The following is a 16,315-nucleotide window of genomic DNA, read 5'->3' as shown; positions in this document are numbered from 1 at the left end:
CTCGAACGATTGGAAAATCATCAGGTCGCAAATAATTTGAGTATGAGCTCTACGACGGAGACTTGCGCGACATCTCATTTTTGATTATCGATAGAAGATATCGCGGGTAATACTATTTTCTGCCGTCAAAAATCACGCTACATTAATTCCGGGCTTGAGAAAATTCTTAAATCATTCTCTGCTTATTTGGATGTGAAGCGCGACAATTGAAATAAACGCTTATCAATGATTGATGGGCTTTCGTCTACCGCGTCACAGGACTTTCTCACAGGACGTGAGGTATACACGGATGAAACGTACTCTTCAGTATGGCCTGATGGCCGCTCTCTTTGCATGCCCGGTATTGGCGAATGCTAATTCAGGGATAATTCACTTCCGCGGTTCGATTGTTGAAGAAGCCTGCCGCGTCAATCCCGAGCGTGATGTGGTTCATGTCTCCTGTTTCCGTGATGGCAAGCAGCAGCGTGAAACGCAATCATTACGTCAGGGTGCACAATTTGCGCTGATGCAGCATCTCGCGACTGCACAAGTTTATAACGTTGCGGACAATCCTCATTTACAGGTATTACAGATTACTTATCGCTAAATACTATTGAAGGCATCGTGGGTAATGGGCAAATTGTTGTTCATGACTCATGGTGCTTTTTATTTATTTAAAACAGATGATGAGCAGAAGATAACGAGTAAGAAAAAGAGGGGAGATGAAACAAGAATGGTGCGTTCGATTGGACTCGAACCAACGACCCCCACCATGTCAAGGTGGTGCTCTAACCAACTGAGCTACGAACGCATAATGGTGCGTTTAATTGGACTCGAACCAACGACCCCCACCATGTCAAGGTGGTGCTCTAACCAACTGAGCTATAAACGCAAAATGGTGCGTTCGATTGGACTCGAACCAACGACCCCCACCATGTCAAGGTGGTGCTCTAACCAACTGAGCTACGAACGCATTGTTGTCGTGACAACGGGGACGAATATTAGCGGCAGCCGCCGGATGTGGCAAGGGGAAAATGTGCAATTTCATGTGACTGGAGAAGTTTTACGCACATCTGGCGTATTTTTCTTCTGTTAAGGATTATTCGTTAGCCCGCGGGCTAGCAGACGTCAGGTGAGATGACGATTTGACGCCTTCGTGTTGAAAATTGAAATGTTATAATATAACATTCATTTTTTTTCAAATGAGGGAATGACGTTGAAACATCTGGGGAAACTCACACTGACTATTGCAGCGCTGATGATGACCAGTGCTGCATTTGCGCATGGCGACCACAGTCACGGCGTACCTTTGACGGCAGCCGAGCAACAAGCGGCGAACGGTATTTTTGAGGACAGTGCGGTTAAAGATCGTGCGCTTTCTGACTGGGATGGCGTTTGGCAATCCGTTAACGACCTGCTGCTTAAAGGCGACCTTGATCCGGTATTTAAGCAAAAAGCGGAAAAGGAACCGGGTAAGACCGCCGAACAGATCAAGGCTTATTACCGCAAAGGGTATGCGACCAATGTCGGGACAATCGGTATTGAAAATGGCGTGATGGAATTTCATGTCGGCGATAAGATTAATTCGTGTCACTACCGTTATGCCGGGCATAAAATATTGACCTATACCTCAGGTAAAAAAGGTGTACGTTATCTCTTTGAGTGCCAGGATGCAGGCTCAGCCGCGCCAAAATTCGTACAGTTTAGCGATCACACCATTGCGCCGCGTAAATCCGCCCATTTCCACATTTTTATGGGCAACACATCACAGGAAGCGCTGTTGAAAGAGATGGATAACTGGCCGACCTACTATCCGTGGCAAATGACCACAGAGCAGGTCGTTGATGAAATGCTGCATCATTAATGAAAAAGCCGCACGGATGCGGCTTTTAAAGGATTAGCGCGAAGCTCGCTGCAATATCAGGTTTGAGGGCTGACGCTGTAAAAAGCGCATTCTCAGCATCATCATAATCGCCGCAGAGGTCAGTCCGATGATAAAGCCGAGCCAAAAACCGGCAGGCCCCATTCTCTCAACCACCAGATCGGTGAGCGCCAGCACGTAACCGCTTGGCAGGCCCAACACCCAATAGGCGATAAAGGTGATAAAGAAGATGGAACGCGTATCTTTATAGCCACGTAAAATACCGCTGCCGATCACCTGAATGGAGTCAGAAATCTGGTACAGCGCCGCCAGCAACATCAACTGTGCCGCGAGCGTGACCACTTCAGGATTATCGTTATACAGCAGGGCGATATGCTCGCGCAGCGACACGGTGAAAATGGCCGTCAGCACCGCCATGCAAACGCCGACACCCAGCCCGGTCCAGGCCGATGTTTGTGCATCGAGGGTTGAGCCCTGGCCCAAACGGAACCCCACGCGAATCGTGACCGCTGCCGCCAGCGACATCGGCAGAACGAACATCAACGAGCTGAAGTTCAGCGCAATCTGGTGGCCTGCGACATCGACAATACCCAACGGCGACACCAACAATGCCACCACGGCAAACAGCGTGACTTCGAAAAACAGCGCCAGCGCAATCGGCAACCCGAGTGAAGAGAGGCGTTTAAGAACGGTAACATCGGGTTTAACAAAACCGTTGTTATTGCGAATATCGCGCATAGAACCGGCATGCTTAACATAGTAGAGCATGCTGATAAACATCACCCAATAGACCGCCGCCGTGGCGACACCACAGCCCACACCGCCCAGTTCCGGCATGCCGAAATGACCGTAGATAAAGATATAGTTCACCGGAATGTTGACCAGTAAACCAATAAACCCCATCACCATGCCCGGTTTGGTTTTCGCCAGCCCTTCGCACTGGTTACGCGCGACCTGGAAGCACAGATAGCCCGGCGCCCCCCACAGCAGCGCGCGTAAATAGCCGACGGCTTTATCCGCCAGCGCCGGGTCGATATTATGCATCGAGCGGATGATATAGCCCGCGTTCCACAGAACAACCATAATTAACACGGACACCAGGCCTGCCAGCCAGAATCCCTGGCTAACCTGCGCTGCGATACGATCGCGCCGGCCTGAGCCATTGAGCTGAGCAATGACGGGCGTCAGCGCCAGCAGCAGACCATGACCAAATAAAATCGCCGGTAACCAGATGGAGGTTCCGATAGCCACGGCGGCCATATCGGTCGCGCTGTAACCACCCGCCATCACGGTATCCACAAACCCCATTGCCGTTTGGGCAACCTGCGCAAGAATAACGGGGATAGCCAGAGCCAATAACTGACGCGCTTCGCTAAAATACTTCTGCACGTTAACACCTATATTTTTTGTTATTTGAGAGACAGAAAAGCCGCCTGAACAGGCAGCAAGAAGATAATAAAGAGGATTGCCAGCTATTGTAGCGGGGATTTGCCATTAAGCCAGTCTAAAAATCGACGTCTTTACGCCGAGGCTGGCAACCTGTTTGGGCAACTGTTATTGTTCGTATCAGAAAATACGGTGTGGCCGTAAGCCCCGCCGGAGTAATTATCGACAGGAGTTAAGTGCATGTTTACTGGTATTGTGCAGGGCACGGCAAAAATCGTGTCCATCGATGAAAAACCCAATTTCCGTACGCACGTTGTAGAGCTGCCGGACTACATGCTTGATGGCCTGGAAACGGGCGCATCGGTAGCGCACAACGGCTGCTGTCTGACCGTGACCGAAATAAACGGTAATCAGATTAGCTTTGATCTGATGAAAGAGACGTTGCGTATCACTAATCTGGGTGATGTGAACGTCGGCGATGTGGTTAACGTAGAGCGCGCGGCGAAATTCAGCGACGAAATTGGCGGGCATTTGATGTCGGGCCATATTATGACTACTGCGGAAGTGGCGAAAATTGTCACCTCCGAAAACAACAAGCAGATCTGGTTTAAAATCCAGGATCCGTCACTGATGAAGTACATCCTGTATAAAGGCTTTATCGGTATTGATGGCATCAGCCTGACGGTCGGTGAAGTGACGCCAACGCGCTTCTGCGTGCATCTGATTCCGGAAACGCTGCAACGCACCACCCTTGGCGCGAAGCGTCTGGGCGATAAAATCAATATCGAGATTGACCCGCAGACGCAGGCCGTTGTTGATACGGTGGAACGCGTACTGGCAGCCAAAGAAGCCGCAGCCATCGCAGCCGCGCAGCCTGAAGCCTAAAAAAATCCCCCGGCGGATGCCGGGGGAGATTAACTAGCGTGCGACGCGTAAACCGTGTTCTACGCCCCGCGAGAACACCACCTGCCAGAGATGAATGTCGCGTGCGCGAAACGCCCCCGCGCAGGCATTCAGATAATACGAAAACATTCTTTTGAAACGTTCCGAATAGTTGTCAGCGATTTCCGGCCAGCTTTCCAGAAAACGGTCATGCCAGGCCATGAGCGTGGTGTCGTAATCCGCGCCAAAGTTGTGCCAGTCTTCCATCACAAAATGGGGCTCGCTGGCATCCGCAATGTGGCGCACGGAGGGGAGGCAGCCGTTCGGGAAGATGTATTTATTGATCCACGGATCAACATTCAGGTCTGTACGTTTTGAACCGATAGTGTGTAGCAGGAATAACCCGTCTGGTTTGAGATTTCTGTCCACCACTGAGAAATAAGTAGCGTAGTTTTTCGGCCCGACGTGCTCAAACATGCCGACAGAAACGATACGGTCAAACTTATCGTTCAGGTCGCGATAGTCCTGGAGCAGAATAGTCACGTCTAACCCTTCACAACGCTGTTGCGCCATTTTTTGCTGCTCAGTAGAAATGGTTACGCCCACCACACTCACGCCGTAATGCTCGGCCATAAACTGCGCCAGCCCGCCCCAGCCGCAGCCAATATCCAGCACGCGCATACCGGGCTCAAGTTTCAGTTTCTGGCAAATCAAATTGAGCTTCGCCTGCTGGGCCTCTTCGAGTGTCTGGGCATCCTTCCAGTAGCCACAGGAGTACTGCATAAAGGGATCCAGCATGCGGCTGAAGAGATCGTTGCCAAGATCGTAATGCTCTTTACCGACCATCCAGGCACGTTTTTTACTTTGCAGATTAAACAGACGGGCCGCTGCGATTCGCAGCGTATCTTTCAGGTGGCGGGGAAGTTGATTTTCCAGTCCCGCGCGCAGGACTTTCTGGAAGAAAATATCCAGACGCTCGCATTCCCACCAACCGTCCATATAGCTTTCGCCTAACCCCAGGGAACCTTCCTGCAATACACGTTTAAAAAACTGGGGGTTTTTAACCTGCAAGTCTGCGGGGCGGTTGCCGTTGATTTCGATGCCTGCCCGGCTTAACAGTTCATTGGTGATGCGGTACCAGTCATCATTCGGTACGCTTACTTCTTCTATACACGATGAGCTCATAGCTTCTCCATCCCGACCCGGTGATCAGAACCTTAAAACAGCGTAGACGCTTTTTAGAGTTTGTGAGAAATCTCACGGAACTTCCGTGAGCCTGCTATCCGACGTAGCACAGAGGAAGGGAGATTACCCTTGCCGAAAAGACCATCCATGGAGAACCGGGAGGCGTCCTGCTCCCGTTAACAAGTAATAACTATCGTAATTATGTGATACCGATCCAGTATAGGACGCAAAATCTACTGATTCAATTAAATTTCTTAGCAAACTAACTACGAGTCAATAACATTGATATTCATGATGTTAGGCGCGTGAAGTTTCTTCAGCTGAATTTTCCTCTGCGCCAGCCTGCATCTTGTAGCCTATACCGGCGAGAACGACGGTGGCGACCATCACGCTGGTGGTGGCCAGCAGCGGGGCGGCAATCAGTGAAGAAACCACCAGGCTTGCCAGGAAGCAAAGACCTAATTGCAGCGTATTCTGTAATGCTGCCGCACGGCCTGTTGCCTGAGGGAACGGTCGCAGCGCGCGTGCTACCACAATCGGGTAAATCGCGCCGTTAGCCATTGCCATCACGCAGAATGGAATCAGCAGCGCGGTGAGCGAGACATGCGCGGTGAGGCCGACGCCCCAGGTGGCAAATACGCTGACAGCGTAAATCAACAGCAGCCATGGCAGCAGTTTTGCACCATCCCACTTTTGCAGTGCCGCGCGACAGCCATAACCACCGACGAGAAACGCAATGGTTTGTGGAACATAGCTCAATCCAATCACGGTCGGGCTATATCCCATCGCATTCAGAATAAACGGCGAGCCCGTCAACCAGGCGAAGAAGCTTGCCGAGCAGGCCGCATACACCAGGACGTTACCGCGATAATCGCGACTGTGTAACAGCTTCATAAATGTCAGCTTATCGCCACTGACCGCGACCTTTTTGTGAGCGGGTTTCAGGCGCAACGCGGGGATCATCAAAATCAGCGTGATGGCAAAGAGCGTTGCAAAGATAGCCTGCCACTCGAAGTGGTGCAGGATCCAGCTTCCCAGCAGCGGTGCCAGCGCAGGAGAAAGCCCGACCAGCGGCATAATGGTCGCGAAAATACGGTTAGTTCGCTGTGCCGGATAATAATCGGTCACCATCGCCTGCCAGGTTACCGCGGCGGCACATACGCCGACAGCCTGCACGAATCGCAGAATAAGCAGGGTGGTGGCATCACGTACCCACAACATTCCCAGACAAGCAAGGGCAAAAATCGTCAGGCCAATCAGCAGAACTGGCTTGCGTCCATAGCGATCTGAGAGTGGGCCCCACAGCAGCTGTGCCACGGCGAACCCGGCGAGGAACAAACTCAGGCTCGCGCTCACGGCGGCCGCCGGTGTTTGCAGATCGCGTTGAATCGCGGCAAAGGCCGGAAGATACATATCGGTGGCCAAAAAGCCCAATACGCTCAGGCCGGCCAGCCAGACTAAAAATCCTTTCCCAGGTTGCATAAAAACGCCTTTTTTGTACAGATGAGGAGGCTGAGAGTGTAGAGAGTGAAATCTGGCTTGTGAAACGCTAATATTTGCGTCTTGGTTTCAAAAATTTTGTAGGCAGAATATGTGGTCTGAATATTCACTGGAAGTTGTGGATGCGGTTGCGCGTAACGGAAGCTTTAGCGGCGCGGCAAATGAGCTGCATCGTGTGCCTTCTGCTATCAGCTATACGGTGCGTCAACTTGAGGAGTGGCTGGCTGTTCCGCTCTTCGAACGCCGTCATCGGGATGTGGAATTAACCCCGGCAGGGGCATGGTTTTTGAAGGAGGGACGCTCTGTTATCAAAAAAATGCAGATCACCCGTCAGCAGTGTCAACAGATAGCCAATGGCTGGCGAGGACAGCTGGCGATTGCGGTAGACAATATCGTAAAACCAGAGCGCACCCGACAAATGATTGTCGATTTTTATCGCCACTTCAGTGATGTAGAGCTGCTGGTGTATCAGGAAGTATTTAATGGCGTGTGGGATGCGCTGGCGGATGGGCGAGTTGAGTTAGCGATTGGCGCGACGCGCGCGATACCGGTTGGTGGTCGCTATGCGTTTCGGGATATGGGCATGCTGAGCTGGCAGTGCGTGGTAGCCCGTTCCCATCCACTGGCGCAAATGACAGGGCCACTCAGTGATGATGTGTTGCGCAACTGGCCGTCGCTGGTGCGTGAAGATACGTCACGTTCGTTACCTAAACGTACCACATGGTTGCTGGATAATCAGAAAAGGGTCGTGGTGCCTGACTGGGAATCGTCAGAAACCTGCTTATCCGCAGGGTTATGCGTTGGCATGGTGCCAGAGCATTTTGCGCGACCGAAGGTAGATAAAGGCGAATGGGTTGCTCTGGAACTGGAAAACCCGTTTCCCGATGCGGCCTGTTGTCTGACCTGGCAGCAAAACGACAGTTCACCGGCGCTAAGCTGGTTATTAGCCTATTTGGGGGACAGTGAAACGTTGAACAGTGAATGGTTGCGAACGCCCGCAGCGAGCGTTCGCAAAGAGGCTTAACGACGATAGTCGCGGAACGGGCCGTCGGCCACGGAGCGGCGTTCAATCAGGCGTGGGTGCACCTCGATGGACTGCGACTCTTCGCGTTTACTGACAATTCGGTCCATCAGCATGTTGAAGGCGGTTTCCCCGAGGGAATCCTTCGGCTGGTGGATGGTGGTCAGTGCTGGCGTAAAGAAACGCGAGTTGCGCACGTTGTCGTAACCAATCAGCGAGATATCCTGCGGCACGCGCAGCCCCATTTCGTCTGCGGCGCATAATGCGCCCATTGCCATGACATCGCCACCGCAGAAGATAGCGGTAGGGCGCGGATTCTGGGACAGAATTTGCTGCATTGCACGATAACCGGATTCCGGTTCAAAATCACCCTGAACAATCCAGTTTTCCGGCACCTTAATCATCATCTCTTCCATGGCTTTCATAAAGCCAGCCAGACGACCCGCACCCGTATTGCGCTCAAGTGGGCCTGGGATAACGCCAATTTCGCGATGCCCACGCTCCACCAGATAACGGCCGGCCATATAGCCGCCTTCGAAGGCGTTATCGATAACCGAATCGGTAAAGTCGGCTTTCGCTTCACCCCAGTCCATAACCACCATCGGAATATGACGGTACTCTTCCAGCATCTGCAGCAGTGGTTCCGGATATTCGGAACACATTACCAGCAGACCATCGACGCGTTTCTGCGCCATCATGGAGAGGTATGCGCGCTGTTTCTCAAGATTGTTCCACGCGTTGCCGAGGATCAGGGTATAGCCTTTCTGGAAGCAGTTTTTCTCAACAGCTTCAATAATTTCTGCAAAGTAGGCAGCTTCACTGCTGGTCGCCAACAAACCAATGGATTTGGTGTGATTGACCTTCAGGCTGCGGGCCACGGCGCTGGGAGAGTAGTGCAATTCTTTGATTGCCGCCCACACCGCTTCACGCGTCTCTTCGGCGACAAAACGCGTCTTGTTAATCACATGTGATACAGTTGTAGTGGAAACGTTTGCGCGCTTCGCTACATCTTTAATAGTTGCCATTCCATCTCACTCCAGACCCGGGCCTGCCCCTGATCGATTCAATACGAAAACGTTTGCCTTCACTCACCCTGGCGCAATGTTATGAATTGCGGTTCGCCGGGAAAACGACACAGGACGACAGGAGGGGGTCAATGGCCGATACACTTTTTAATAAGCGTCGAATTTTGTCTTATCTTTGACAAAAGTGGAAGCGCAAAATCGGTTATTGCGTGAAATCCGGGAAGATTTTTGCGAATAAGTGTGCAAAAATGACATAGCTCACTTTTGGTGTGGGGATAATAAGGAGAAAAATTGATGAGTACTGAACTGAAGATGTCAATTACCACTACGGTTATTACGCTGGCGCTGATCGTTGCTGCCGCGCTGACCGCCGTCCTGCATTAACCCATCCTAAAGGGAGAGACGGCTCTCCCTCTCTGCGATTGTTATCATTTCAGCAAAAATATTTTGCTGATTTGTTCACTTCTGTTTTTTTGTGATTGATGTCATGCTTTTGCATTCTGTTGTCACGCCGCCCTGCGTTAGCGGCAAATCGGAGTCAAAGCATGAAAGTGAATTATCCCTTACTGGCGTTAGCCGTAGGCGCATTCGGGATCGGCACCACCGAATTTTCGCCGATGGGGCTATTACCCGTTATTGCCAAAGGGGTTGATGTCTCGATTCCTGCCGCAGGTATGTTGATCAGCGCCTACGCCGTAGGTGTCATGGTTGGCGCGCCGCTGATGACGCTGCTGCTCTCACATCGCGCACGCCGCAACGCCTTAATTTTCCTGATGGCGATTTTTACCCTGGGTAATGTCCTTTCTGCCATCGCCCCGGATTACACCACACTGATGCTGTCGCGCATTATAACCAGCCTCAACCATGGCGCGTTCTTTGGTCTGGGATCTGTTGTTGCCGCAAGCGTGGTGCCAAAACATAAGCAAGCCAGCGCGGTAGCGACCATGTTTATGGGGTTGACCATCGCCAATATCGGCGGCGTTCCGGCGGCTACGTGGCTTGGGGAGACCATCGGCTGGCGCATGTCGTTCCTGGCGACGGCTGGGCTTGGCGTCATTGCCATTATCGGCCTGTGGTTGTCGCTGCCGAAGGGCGGGGCGGGCGAGAAACCGGACGTGAAACGTGAACTGTCGGTGCTGGTACGTCCACAGGTACTGTCTGCGTTACTCACGACTGTACTGGGCGCCGGGGCGATGTTCACGCTCTATACCTATATTTCTCCGGTTTTGCACACCATCACGCATGCGACACCTGCCTTTATCACATTAATGCTGGTGCTGATTGGCGTGGGCTTCTCAATCGGCAACTATCTTGGCGGTAAATTTGCCGACCGTTCGGTCAGCGGCACGTTGAAAGGTTTTCTGCTGCTGTTGATGCTGATTATGCTGGCGATCCCGTTCCTGGCGCGTACAGAAATCGGCGCGGCATTCAGTATGGTGGTGTGGGGTGCGGCGACCTTTGCGGTAGTGCCACCGTTGCAAATGCGCGTGATGCGTGTTGCGCATGAAGCGCCGGGGCTCTCTTCGTCGGTAAACATTGGCGCGTTTAATCTTGGTAATGCATTGGGTGCCGTAGCCGGTGGGGCGGTGATTTCAGGTGGACTGGGGTATAGCTTTGTGCCGGTGATGGGGGCGATTGTGGCAGGGGTTGCGCTAATGCTCGTCTTCTTTAGCAGCCGTTCACAGGGTGAAGAGGCCGTGGTCAGTCAGTAACAAAAACGCAGAAGGGAAAACCCTTCTGCGTCATTTCTTTATGCCGCCAGATTCTCAGCAACAAACTTCCAGTTTACCAGCGCCCAGAAGTGCTCCAGATAGCTCACGCGCGCATTGCGGTAATCAATGTAGTAAGCATGCTCCCACACATCTACCGTCAGCAGCGGTTTGGTATCGGTCGTCAACGGCGTACCCGCGTTAGAGGTAGAGACAATCGCCAGGCTGCCGTCGGCTTTTTTCACAAGCCAGGTCCAGCCAGAACCGAAGTTCTTCGCGGCTGCATCGCTGAACTGCGCTTTAAACTCAGCAAAGCTACCGAAAGAACGGTTGATGGCGTCTGCCACATCACCGGTCGGTTCGCCACCGGCGTTCGGTGCCAGGCAGTGCCAGTAGAAGGTGTGGTTCCAGACCTGCGCTGCGTTGTTAAACACGCCACCTTCAGAGGTGCGAATGATCTCTTCCAGCGATTTGCCTTCAAACGCCGTCCCTTTAACCATATTGTTCAGGTTGGTGACGTAAGTCTGGTGATGTTTTCCATAATGATATTCGAGCGTCTCGGCAGAAATGTGCGGTGCCAGAGCGTCTTTGGCATACGGTAATGCAGGTAATTCGAACGACATTGCTACTCTCCTTTTTATAGTTAATATCCTCAGTAACCCTGTACTGAGTGTGGTTAGAGTAGCAAATTAAAAGGTGTGATAAAAGAGAAGGTTACCCTGCCAGTAGCGTGGCAGGGCAGGGGTTAGCGGATGGTTTTCGGCGTCATCACGCGGCGTGCGCCGACGTAGTGGCGGTCCCAGTAGTCTTCACTGAGCGAGGTAATTTGAATGTCACGACCGGTACGCGGAGACTGAATAAACTTCCCGCCGCCGATATAGACGCCAACGTGATCGGCGGTGCCACGGCCACGCGTGCGGAAGAACACTAAATCGCCGCTCTCCAGCTCGCCACGGTCAATCGCACGGGCATCGCGCAGGTGGTACATTTCGTTAGCGGTACGTGGAATACGAAATTTCACCAGATCTTTATACGCGTAATAAACCAGACCACTGCAATCAAAACCGGTGCGCGGAGATGTTCCGCCCCAGCGATAGGGTTTGCCAATCTGGTCCATCAATTTATTCATCGCCGTTTTTTGTGCTTTCTGCACGCGCGCCTTATGCGCTTCGGCGATAGTTAACGGTTTGTTCTCTACCGTGCTGGTGGTACAGGTTTTCTTATGCCCTTTACGGACCACGCATTTGGTGGTGACGTTTGTCGCTGCGGTTTTCATCGCGCTGCTTTTGCTACGGCGGGTAGAAGCCGTCTTCGTGGTGCTGGCTGTGCGCGCAGTGCGGGATGATTTGCTGGCGGTAGAGGCGGTTTTTTTACTTGCCGTCGCCTTAGTGGTGGTTTTTTTGCTGGTTGAGGCGGTGGACTTCTTCTTGCTGCTGCTTTTGCTGACGGTATTTTTCTTCTTCCGTTCGCTTCCCTTGGCGGAATGCGATTTTTGCGCCGCCGTGGCTTTCGTGTGACCGGAAGCGTGCGAGAGCGGCGAGAATGTCAATGATGAAAACAGCAAAGCACAGAGCGTGATCGACATTTTTTTTATTCGCGCCACTGAGCAATCCTCTGAGAATGAAGGCATTAAATTCATGCCTGGGTATGATTTACAAAACTCATCAATTCTAATCCATATAAACCAATAATGTTAATAGCGATTTTGTATCTAAAAGAGTGTTTCGTTAGCAAGTGCAAAAAAAAACGGCAATTGAAATACAATCAGCTAAAAAATGCACAGATTTTTTGTCAGTGTGCTGTTAAAGTGACATTTTGAAAGCATGTTCTGCACTCAGCGGGTAAAAGAGTAAAGAGTGAATAAAATGTTATTTTCCGTCTGAGGTCTGAAACGCTACAATGTCAGACTACATGTGGTATTCGAAGTTAAGGAAGTAAGACAATGAGCACAACTGTTGAAACAATCCAACGTCAGATCGCTGAGAACCCCATCCTGCTGTACATGAAGGGTTCCCCGAAACTGCCAAGCTGCGGTTTTTCCGCACAAGCTGTCCAGGCGCTCTCTGCCTGTGGCGAACGTTTTGCATACGTAGATATTCTGCAAAACCCGGAAATTCGCGCTGAACTGCCGAAATACGCGAACTGGCCGACCTTCCCGCAGCTGTGGGTTGATGGCGAGCTGGTTGGCGGCTGCGACATCATCATCGAGATGTACCAGCGCGGTGAATTGCAGCAGTTGATTAAAGAAACGGCGGCAAAATATAAAGAAGAAGAGCCGAAAGCGGAGTGATTCGCAGGCGGTTACCGTGTTAACCGCCTTCCGGCAAAAAAAAGCGACCTGAAACGGTCGCTTTTTTTATGTGATTTATTCCGAAGTAAGGGGTAGCGGCCAGCCGCCCAGACGTTTCCAGCGGTTGACGATTTCGCAAAAGAGCTGCGCCGTCTGTTCCGTATCGTACAGCGCGGAGTGCGCCTGCTCGCCATCAAAGACCATTCCAGCCGCAATACAGGCTTTCGACAGAACGGTTTGCCCCAGCGCCAGCCCGCTCAGCGCAGCGGTATCGAAAGTCACGAAAGGGTGGAACGGATTGCGTTTCAGATTCGCGCGCTCGGCGGCGGCCATCATGAAGCTGTGATCGAAGGTGGCGTTATGCGCGACCATAATGGCACGGTTGCAGCCCGCGTCTTTCAGCCCTTTGCGCACCATTTTGAATATGGCATGCAGCGCGTCATGTTCGCTTACGGCGCCACGTTCAGGGTCAGTCGGATCAATACCGTTAAACGCCAGTGCTTCCGGTTGCAGATTCGCACCCTCAAACGGCTCAACATGGAAATGTGCAGTGGTGTCCGGCATCAACCAGCCATCTTCATCCATTTTCAACGTGATCGCTGCGATTTCGAGCAGAGCATCAGTTTTGGCGTTGAATCCGGCGGTTTCAACATCAATCACCACGGGATAAAAACCACGAAAACGGTCGCACAGACCATTCAGTTGCGCATTGTCGGACATTAGAATCTCTTAACCTGAAAAAAGTAGCGCGCATTATGGCAAATTTTGCCAGGGGATGCAGTAAAAGCGGATAAAAGAACGGGCGCCGTAGCGCCCGTGGGGAATCAGTTGCCAAGGCCTTTGCCGGCGTCTTTTTCTTCAATCAGTTCGATTTTATAACCGTCCGGATCTTCAACGAAGGCGATAACCGTGGTGCCGCCTTTTACCGGGCCGGCTTCACGGGTAACGTTGCCGCCGTTGTGGCGAATACGCTCACAGGCTTCCGCGGCGTTGTCGACGCTCAGGGCGATATGACCATAAGCATTGCCGAGGTCGTATTTATCGACGCCCCAGTTATAGGTCAACTCAATCACGGCTTCGTCTTTTTCGTCACCGTAGCCGACGAAGGCGAGTGAGTATTTGTATTCGGTGTTTTCACTGGTACGCAGCAGTTTCATACCCAGTACTTTGGTGTAAAACTCGATGGAACGTTGCAGGTCGCCAACACGAAGCATGGTGTGCAATAAGCGCATAATTTCCTCTCACTGGATAATCGTTATTTAAAATAAAACATTATTTTAGTATAGCGGCGGATCCCTGCCGCTATCAATGTGCGATTACAGTGTAGGGTAATCGGTGTAACCTTCGGCGTCGCCGCCGTAGAAACTTTCGGGACGCTGCGGGTTGAGTTCCGCTTTGCGTTGCAGGCGAGCCACCAGGTCCGGGTTGGCGATATATGCGCGACCAAAGGCCACCGCGTCAATTAATCCTTTTTGAATCAGATCTTCGGCTTTTTCCGGCGTGTAGGCCCCGGCACCGATAATCACACCCTGGAAACGGGCGCGTACTTTTTCACGGAACGTTTCGCTGTACGGTTCGCCGCCGGCCCAGTCTGGTTCAGACATGTGCAGGTACGCAATTCCGCGTTTGCCCAGTTCTTCAATCAGGTACAGTGCGTCGGCTTCTTCGTTCGGGCCATTATCCACGTTCTGGAAGGAACCAATCGGCGATACGCGGATACCAATGCGATCGGCACCCCATTCTTCGATTGCGGCGTCAACCACTTCCAGCACCAAACGCGCACGGTTTTCGACGCTGCCGCCGTATTGATCGGTACGGTGGTTAGAAGAAGGCGAAAGGAACTGATGCAGCAGATATCCGTGTGCAGAGTGCAGTTCAACCAGGTCGAAACCGGCTTCACGGGCATTGGCGACCGCCTGACGGAAATCATTCACAATCCCCGGGATCTCTTCGGTTTCCAGCGCACGCGGCATAGAAGTATCAACGCGAATAGCATGACCCTTTTCGTCACGCAGGGAAGTACGTGTACCGGCGCTCAACGCAGACGGCGCAACCGGAGCCTGGCCGCCAGGTTGCAGGCTGGAGTGGGAAATACGCCCAGTGTGCCAGAATTGTACGGCAATGCGACCGCCTTCAGCGTGAACCCCTGCGGTGATTTTTTGCCACGCAGCAATTTGCTCTTTGCTGTAGAGACCCGGCGCGCCAGCATAGCCTTTTGCCTGGGCGGAGATTTGCGTCGCTTCAGAAATAATCAGCCCTGAACTGGCGCGTTGACGGTAATACTCAGCCATCAGCGGTGTTGGGATATCGCCTGGCTCAATGCTGCGTAAGCGGGTGAGCGGGGCCATAAAGACACGGTTAGGGGCGGTTACAGCACCCACTTTCAGTGGGGTAAACAGTTTTTCTTGCGACATGGTGACTCCTGAGTAGACCGGTCGTCTAGTGATTCGGTAAAATAAAACGCCCTTATTGTGTGGGCGCTGCAATCATCGTTTTGGCGTGAGCCAGCGCGCTTTCAAGCGGCGTTGAGCTCTTTGAAATCTTGGCCTGAAGGTTTGCACCCAGCCAAAGTGAATAGAGCACTTCTGCCTGGGTATGCGCTTCACCGTCAAAGCGTAAACATCCGTGACGACGGCCTTGTTCCAGCGCCTGCGCCAGCAGGTTGATGATCTGGCTGGCGCCCTTATTCATTTCTGTGCGCATGTCTTCCGACAGGTCGCACACTTCCGCAGAGAGCTTCACGGTTAAACAACCGCTAATTTTTCCCTGCTGGCAAAACTGGTTAACGGCCTGCTGATAGTAAGCCAGCAGGCGATCGCGATAGGTACCTTCACCTGCGGCAAAGTGTTGCGCAAGGCGCTGGTGATAATCGGCAAAATAGCGTTCAAGCATCGCGACGCCAAAGGCTTCTTTCGAACGGAAATAGTGGTAGAACGATCCTTTCGGAACTTCCGCCGTTTTCAACAGTTCGCTTAAGCCCATTCCAACAAAACCGCGCTGCATGCAAAGCTGCTCGCCGGTGGCCAGAATGTGTTCGCGGGTATCGTGTTCACTATGTTTGCTCATGGGGAAATAATCTAATAGACCAATCGGTCTAGTGCAAGTTTTTTTTCATCCTTTCCGTAGACGATAAAGTTGCAGAGCCGGACGTAAACGTCTTCAATGAAGATATATCTATCACAGGAGGGCAACGTGGCGGAGCAACTGGAGTTTTTCCCGGTGCAGAGTCCGTGCCGGGGTATATGTCAGAGTGACGAGCGCGGATATTGCCGGGGCTGTATGCGCAGTCGCGATGAGCGCTTTAACTGGCAAAAGATGAGTGATACGCAAAAGCAGGAGGTTATACGCCTCTGCCGACAGCGTCTGCTGCGCAAATTACGCGCAAACAAACCCAACGATGCCGAAGAACCTCAGCAGCCTTCACTGTTTTAACGGCAGAATTGCGTATACTCGTAG

18 protein-coding genes and 3 tRNA genes are annotated in these 16,315 nt (G+C 52.1%); 8 read left to right on the top strand and 13 right to left on the bottom strand.

Annotated features, from left to right (window positions below; all coding sequences use genetic code 11):
- Positions 1-289: 289 nt before the first annotated feature.
- The gene (locus F0Q32_RS08125; protein ID WP_149462645.1) at positions 290-586 is read left to right on the top strand and encodes a hypothetical protein; all 297 of its coding nucleotides are present in this window, start codon (positions 290-292) and stop codon (positions 584-586) included.
- Positions 587-713: 127 nt separating this feature from the next.
- Here the strand turns inward: F0Q32_RS08125 and F0Q32_RS08120 are convergent.
- The 3 genes from F0Q32_RS08120 to F0Q32_RS08110 form a co-directional block, all read right to left on the bottom strand.
- Positions 714-790 (bottom strand) — tRNA-Val (locus F0Q32_RS08120).
- Positions 791-794: 4 nt separating this feature from the next.
- Positions 795-871 (bottom strand) — tRNA-Val (locus F0Q32_RS08115).
- 4 nt (positions 872-875) lie between these two features.
- Positions 876-952, bottom strand: a tRNA-Val gene (locus tag F0Q32_RS08110).
- A gap of 237 nt (positions 953-1,189) precedes the next feature.
- On the opposite strand from F0Q32_RS08110, the gene zinT reads away from it, so the two are divergent.
- Positions 1,190-1,843: a metal-binding protein ZinT gene (gene zinT, locus F0Q32_RS08105; protein ID WP_149462644.1), complete on the top strand. Its 654-nt coding sequence runs from the start codon at positions 1,190-1,192 to the stop codon at positions 1,841-1,843.
- Between the two features lie 33 nt (positions 1,844-1,876).
- Here zinT and mdtK read toward each other — a convergent pair whose 3' ends face one another.
- Entirely contained in the window at positions 1,877-3,250 is a 1,374-nt protein-coding gene (gene mdtK / locus F0Q32_RS08100) for an MdtK family multidrug efflux MATE transporter (RefSeq protein WP_149462643.1), read from the bottom strand.
- Between the two features lie 237 nt (positions 3,251-3,487).
- Here mdtK and F0Q32_RS08095 point away from each other — a divergent pair, with 237 nt between their 5' ends.
- Positions 3,488-4,132, top strand: coding sequence for a riboflavin synthase (locus tag F0Q32_RS08095; protein ID WP_015964246.1), 645 nt, complete (start codon positions 3,488-3,490; stop codon positions 4,130-4,132).
- Between the two features lie 33 nt (positions 4,133-4,165).
- Here F0Q32_RS08095 and cfa read toward each other — a convergent pair whose 3' ends face one another.
- Together cfa and punC are read right to left on the bottom strand one after the other, a co-directional pair.
- Positions 4,166-5,314 carry a cyclopropane fatty acyl phospholipid synthase gene (gene cfa / locus F0Q32_RS08090; RefSeq protein ID WP_149462642.1) on the bottom strand — a complete coding sequence of 383 codons (1,149 nt, stop codon included), beginning with the start codon at positions 5,312-5,314 and terminating at the stop codon, positions 4,166-4,168.
- A gap of 297 nt (positions 5,315-5,611) precedes the next feature.
- Positions 5,612-6,796 (bottom strand): purine nucleoside transporter PunC, encoded by a 1,185-nt coding sequence (gene punC / locus F0Q32_RS08085; RefSeq protein ID WP_149462641.1) that lies wholly within the window; start codon positions 6,794-6,796, stop codon positions 5,612-5,614.
- Positions 6,797-6,905: 109 nt separating this feature from the next.
- Here punC and punR point away from each other — a divergent pair, with 109 nt between their 5' ends.
- Positions 6,906-7,838 carry a DNA-binding transcriptional activator PunR gene (gene punR, locus F0Q32_RS08080; protein WP_149462640.1) on the top strand — a complete coding sequence of 311 codons (933 nt, stop codon included), beginning with the start codon at positions 6,906-6,908 and terminating at the stop codon, positions 7,836-7,838.
- On the opposite strand, the gene purR is transcribed toward punR, so the two are convergent.
- Entirely contained in the window at positions 7,835-8,860 is a 1,026-nt protein-coding gene (gene purR / locus F0Q32_RS08075; protein WP_149462639.1) for an HTH-type transcriptional repressor PurR, read from the bottom strand. The two genes, punR and purR, sit on opposite strands and share 4 nt — an antisense overlap.
- A 294-nt stretch (positions 8,861-9,154) precedes the next feature.
- Between purR and F0Q32_RS08070 the strand changes: the two genes are divergently transcribed.
- Complete coding sequence (locus F0Q32_RS08070) at positions 9,155-9,244, top strand: YnhF family membrane protein (RefSeq protein ID WP_015964251.1); 90 nt, start codon at positions 9,155-9,157, stop codon at positions 9,242-9,244.
- 161 nt (positions 9,245-9,405) lie between these two features.
- Positions 9,406-10,572, top strand: a complete 1,167-nt coding sequence (locus F0Q32_RS08065) for an MFS transporter (protein WP_149462638.1) — start codon at positions 9,406-9,408, stop codon at positions 10,570-10,572.
- A 38-nt stretch (positions 10,573-10,610) separates the two neighbouring features.
- Here the strand turns inward: F0Q32_RS08065 and sodB are convergent, their stop codons facing one another.
- Positions 10,611-11,192, bottom strand: coding sequence for a superoxide dismutase [Fe] (gene sodB / locus F0Q32_RS08060; protein ID WP_149462637.1), 582 nt, complete (start codon positions 11,190-11,192; stop codon positions 10,611-10,613).
- A gap of 122 nt (positions 11,193-11,314) precedes the next feature.
- Positions 11,315-12,172 carry a C40 family peptidase gene (locus F0Q32_RS08055; protein WP_149462636.1) on the bottom strand — a complete coding sequence of 286 codons (858 nt, stop codon included), beginning with the start codon at positions 12,170-12,172 and terminating at the stop codon, positions 11,315-11,317.
- A gap of 339 nt (positions 12,173-12,511) precedes the next feature.
- Here F0Q32_RS08055 and F0Q32_RS08050 point away from each other — a divergent pair, with 339 nt between their 5' ends.
- The gene (locus F0Q32_RS08050) at positions 12,512-12,859 is read left to right on the top strand and encodes a Grx4 family monothiol glutaredoxin (protein ID WP_015964255.1); all 348 of its coding nucleotides are present in this window, start codon (positions 12,512-12,514) and stop codon (positions 12,857-12,859) included.
- Between the two features lie 75 nt (positions 12,860-12,934).
- Here the strand turns inward: F0Q32_RS08050 and rnt are convergent, their stop codons facing one another.
- From rnt to F0Q32_RS08030, 4 genes are all read right to left on the bottom strand, one after another.
- The gene (gene rnt / locus F0Q32_RS08045) at positions 12,935-13,579 is read right to left on the bottom strand and encodes a ribonuclease T (protein ID WP_149462635.1); all 645 of its coding nucleotides are present in this window, start codon (positions 13,577-13,579) and stop codon (positions 12,935-12,937) included.
- A gap of 104 nt (positions 13,580-13,683) precedes the next feature.
- Positions 13,684-14,091 carry a lactoylglutathione lyase gene (gloA, locus tag F0Q32_RS08040; protein ID WP_149462634.1) on the bottom strand — a complete coding sequence of 136 codons (408 nt, stop codon included), beginning with the start codon at positions 14,089-14,091 and terminating at the stop codon, positions 13,684-13,686.
- An 84-nt stretch (positions 14,092-14,175) separates the two neighbouring features.
- Positions 14,176-15,273, bottom strand: coding sequence for an alkene reductase (locus F0Q32_RS08035; protein ID WP_149462633.1), 1,098 nt, complete (start codon positions 15,271-15,273; stop codon positions 14,176-14,178).
- Positions 15,274-15,325: 52 nt separating this feature from the next.
- On the bottom strand, positions 15,326-15,925 hold the full coding sequence (locus F0Q32_RS08030; RefSeq protein ID WP_149462632.1) for a TetR/AcrR family transcriptional regulator: 600 nt from the start codon (positions 15,923-15,925) through the stop codon (positions 15,326-15,328).
- 96 nt (positions 15,926-16,021) lie between these two features.
- On the opposite strand from F0Q32_RS08030, the gene F0Q32_RS08025 reads away from it, so the two are divergent.
- A complete protein-coding gene (locus F0Q32_RS08025) occupies positions 16,022-16,291 on the top strand; it encodes a DUF1289 domain-containing protein (RefSeq protein ID WP_149462631.1) in 270 nt (89 codons plus the stop codon).
- The last annotated feature ends 24 nt before the right edge of the window (positions 16,292-16,315 follow it).

It is taken from the genome of Pseudocitrobacter sp. 73 (assembly GCF_008369545.1).
Lineage (GTDB): Bacteria > Pseudomonadota > Gammaproteobacteria > Enterobacterales > Enterobacteriaceae > Pseudocitrobacter > Pseudocitrobacter vendiensis.
Note: the sequence above shows the minus strand (reverse complement) of the source record. Positions and strands in the feature narration are given on the sequence as shown.

Excerpts from the sequence above, each read along its gene's own strand:
- punR (WP_149462640.1), top strand. The coding sequence starts at position 6,906 with ATGTGGTCTGAATATTCACTGGAAGTTGTGGATGCGGTTGCGCGTAAC.
- F0Q32_RS08095 (WP_015964246.1), top strand. The coding sequence starts at position 3,488 with ATGTTTACTGGTATTGTGCAGGGCACGGCAAAAATCGTGTCCATCGAT.
- F0Q32_RS08025 (WP_149462631.1), top strand. The coding sequence starts at position 16,022 with ATGAAGATATATCTATCACAGGAGGGCAACGTGGCGGAGCAACTGGAG.
- zinT (WP_149462644.1), top strand. The coding sequence starts at position 1,190 with ATGACGTTGAAACATCTGGGGAAACTCACACTGACTATTGCAGCGCTG.
- F0Q32_RS08125 (WP_149462645.1), top strand. The coding sequence starts at position 290 with ATGAAACGTACTCTTCAGTATGGCCTGATGGCCGCTCTCTTTGCATGC.
- F0Q32_RS08065 (WP_149462638.1), top strand. The coding sequence starts at position 9,406 with ATGAAAGTGAATTATCCCTTACTGGCGTTAGCCGTAGGCGCATTCGGG.
- punC (WP_149462641.1), bottom strand. The coding sequence starts at position 6,796 with ATGCAACCTGGGAAAGGATTTTTAGTCTGGCTGGCCGGCCTGAGCGTA.
- cfa (WP_149462642.1), bottom strand. The coding sequence starts at position 5,314 with ATGAGCTCATCGTGTATAGAAGAAGTAAGCGTACCGAATGATGACTGG.
- F0Q32_RS08070 (WP_015964251.1), top strand. The coding sequence starts at position 9,155 with ATGAGTACTGAACTGAAGATGTCAATTACCACTACGGTTATTACGCTG.
- rnt (WP_149462635.1), bottom strand. The coding sequence starts at position 13,579 with ATGTCCGACAATGCGCAACTGAATGGTCTGTGCGACCGTTTTCGTGGT.
- F0Q32_RS08030 (WP_149462632.1), bottom strand. The coding sequence starts at position 15,925 with ATGAGCAAACATAGTGAACACGATACCCGCGAACACATTCTGGCCACC.
- gloA (WP_149462634.1), bottom strand. The coding sequence starts at position 14,091 with ATGCGCTTATTGCACACCATGCTTCGTGTTGGCGACCTGCAACGTTCC.
- F0Q32_RS08035 (WP_149462633.1), bottom strand. The coding sequence starts at position 15,273 with ATGTCGCAAGAAAAACTGTTTACCCCACTGAAAGTGGGTGCTGTAACC.
- sodB (WP_149462637.1), bottom strand. The coding sequence starts at position 11,192 with ATGTCGTTCGAATTACCTGCATTACCGTATGCCAAAGACGCTCTGGCA.
- purR (WP_149462639.1), bottom strand. The coding sequence starts at position 8,860 with ATGGCAACTATTAAAGATGTAGCGAAGCGCGCAAACGTTTCCACTACA.
- F0Q32_RS08050 (WP_015964255.1), top strand. The coding sequence starts at position 12,512 with ATGAGCACAACTGTTGAAACAATCCAACGTCAGATCGCTGAGAACCCC.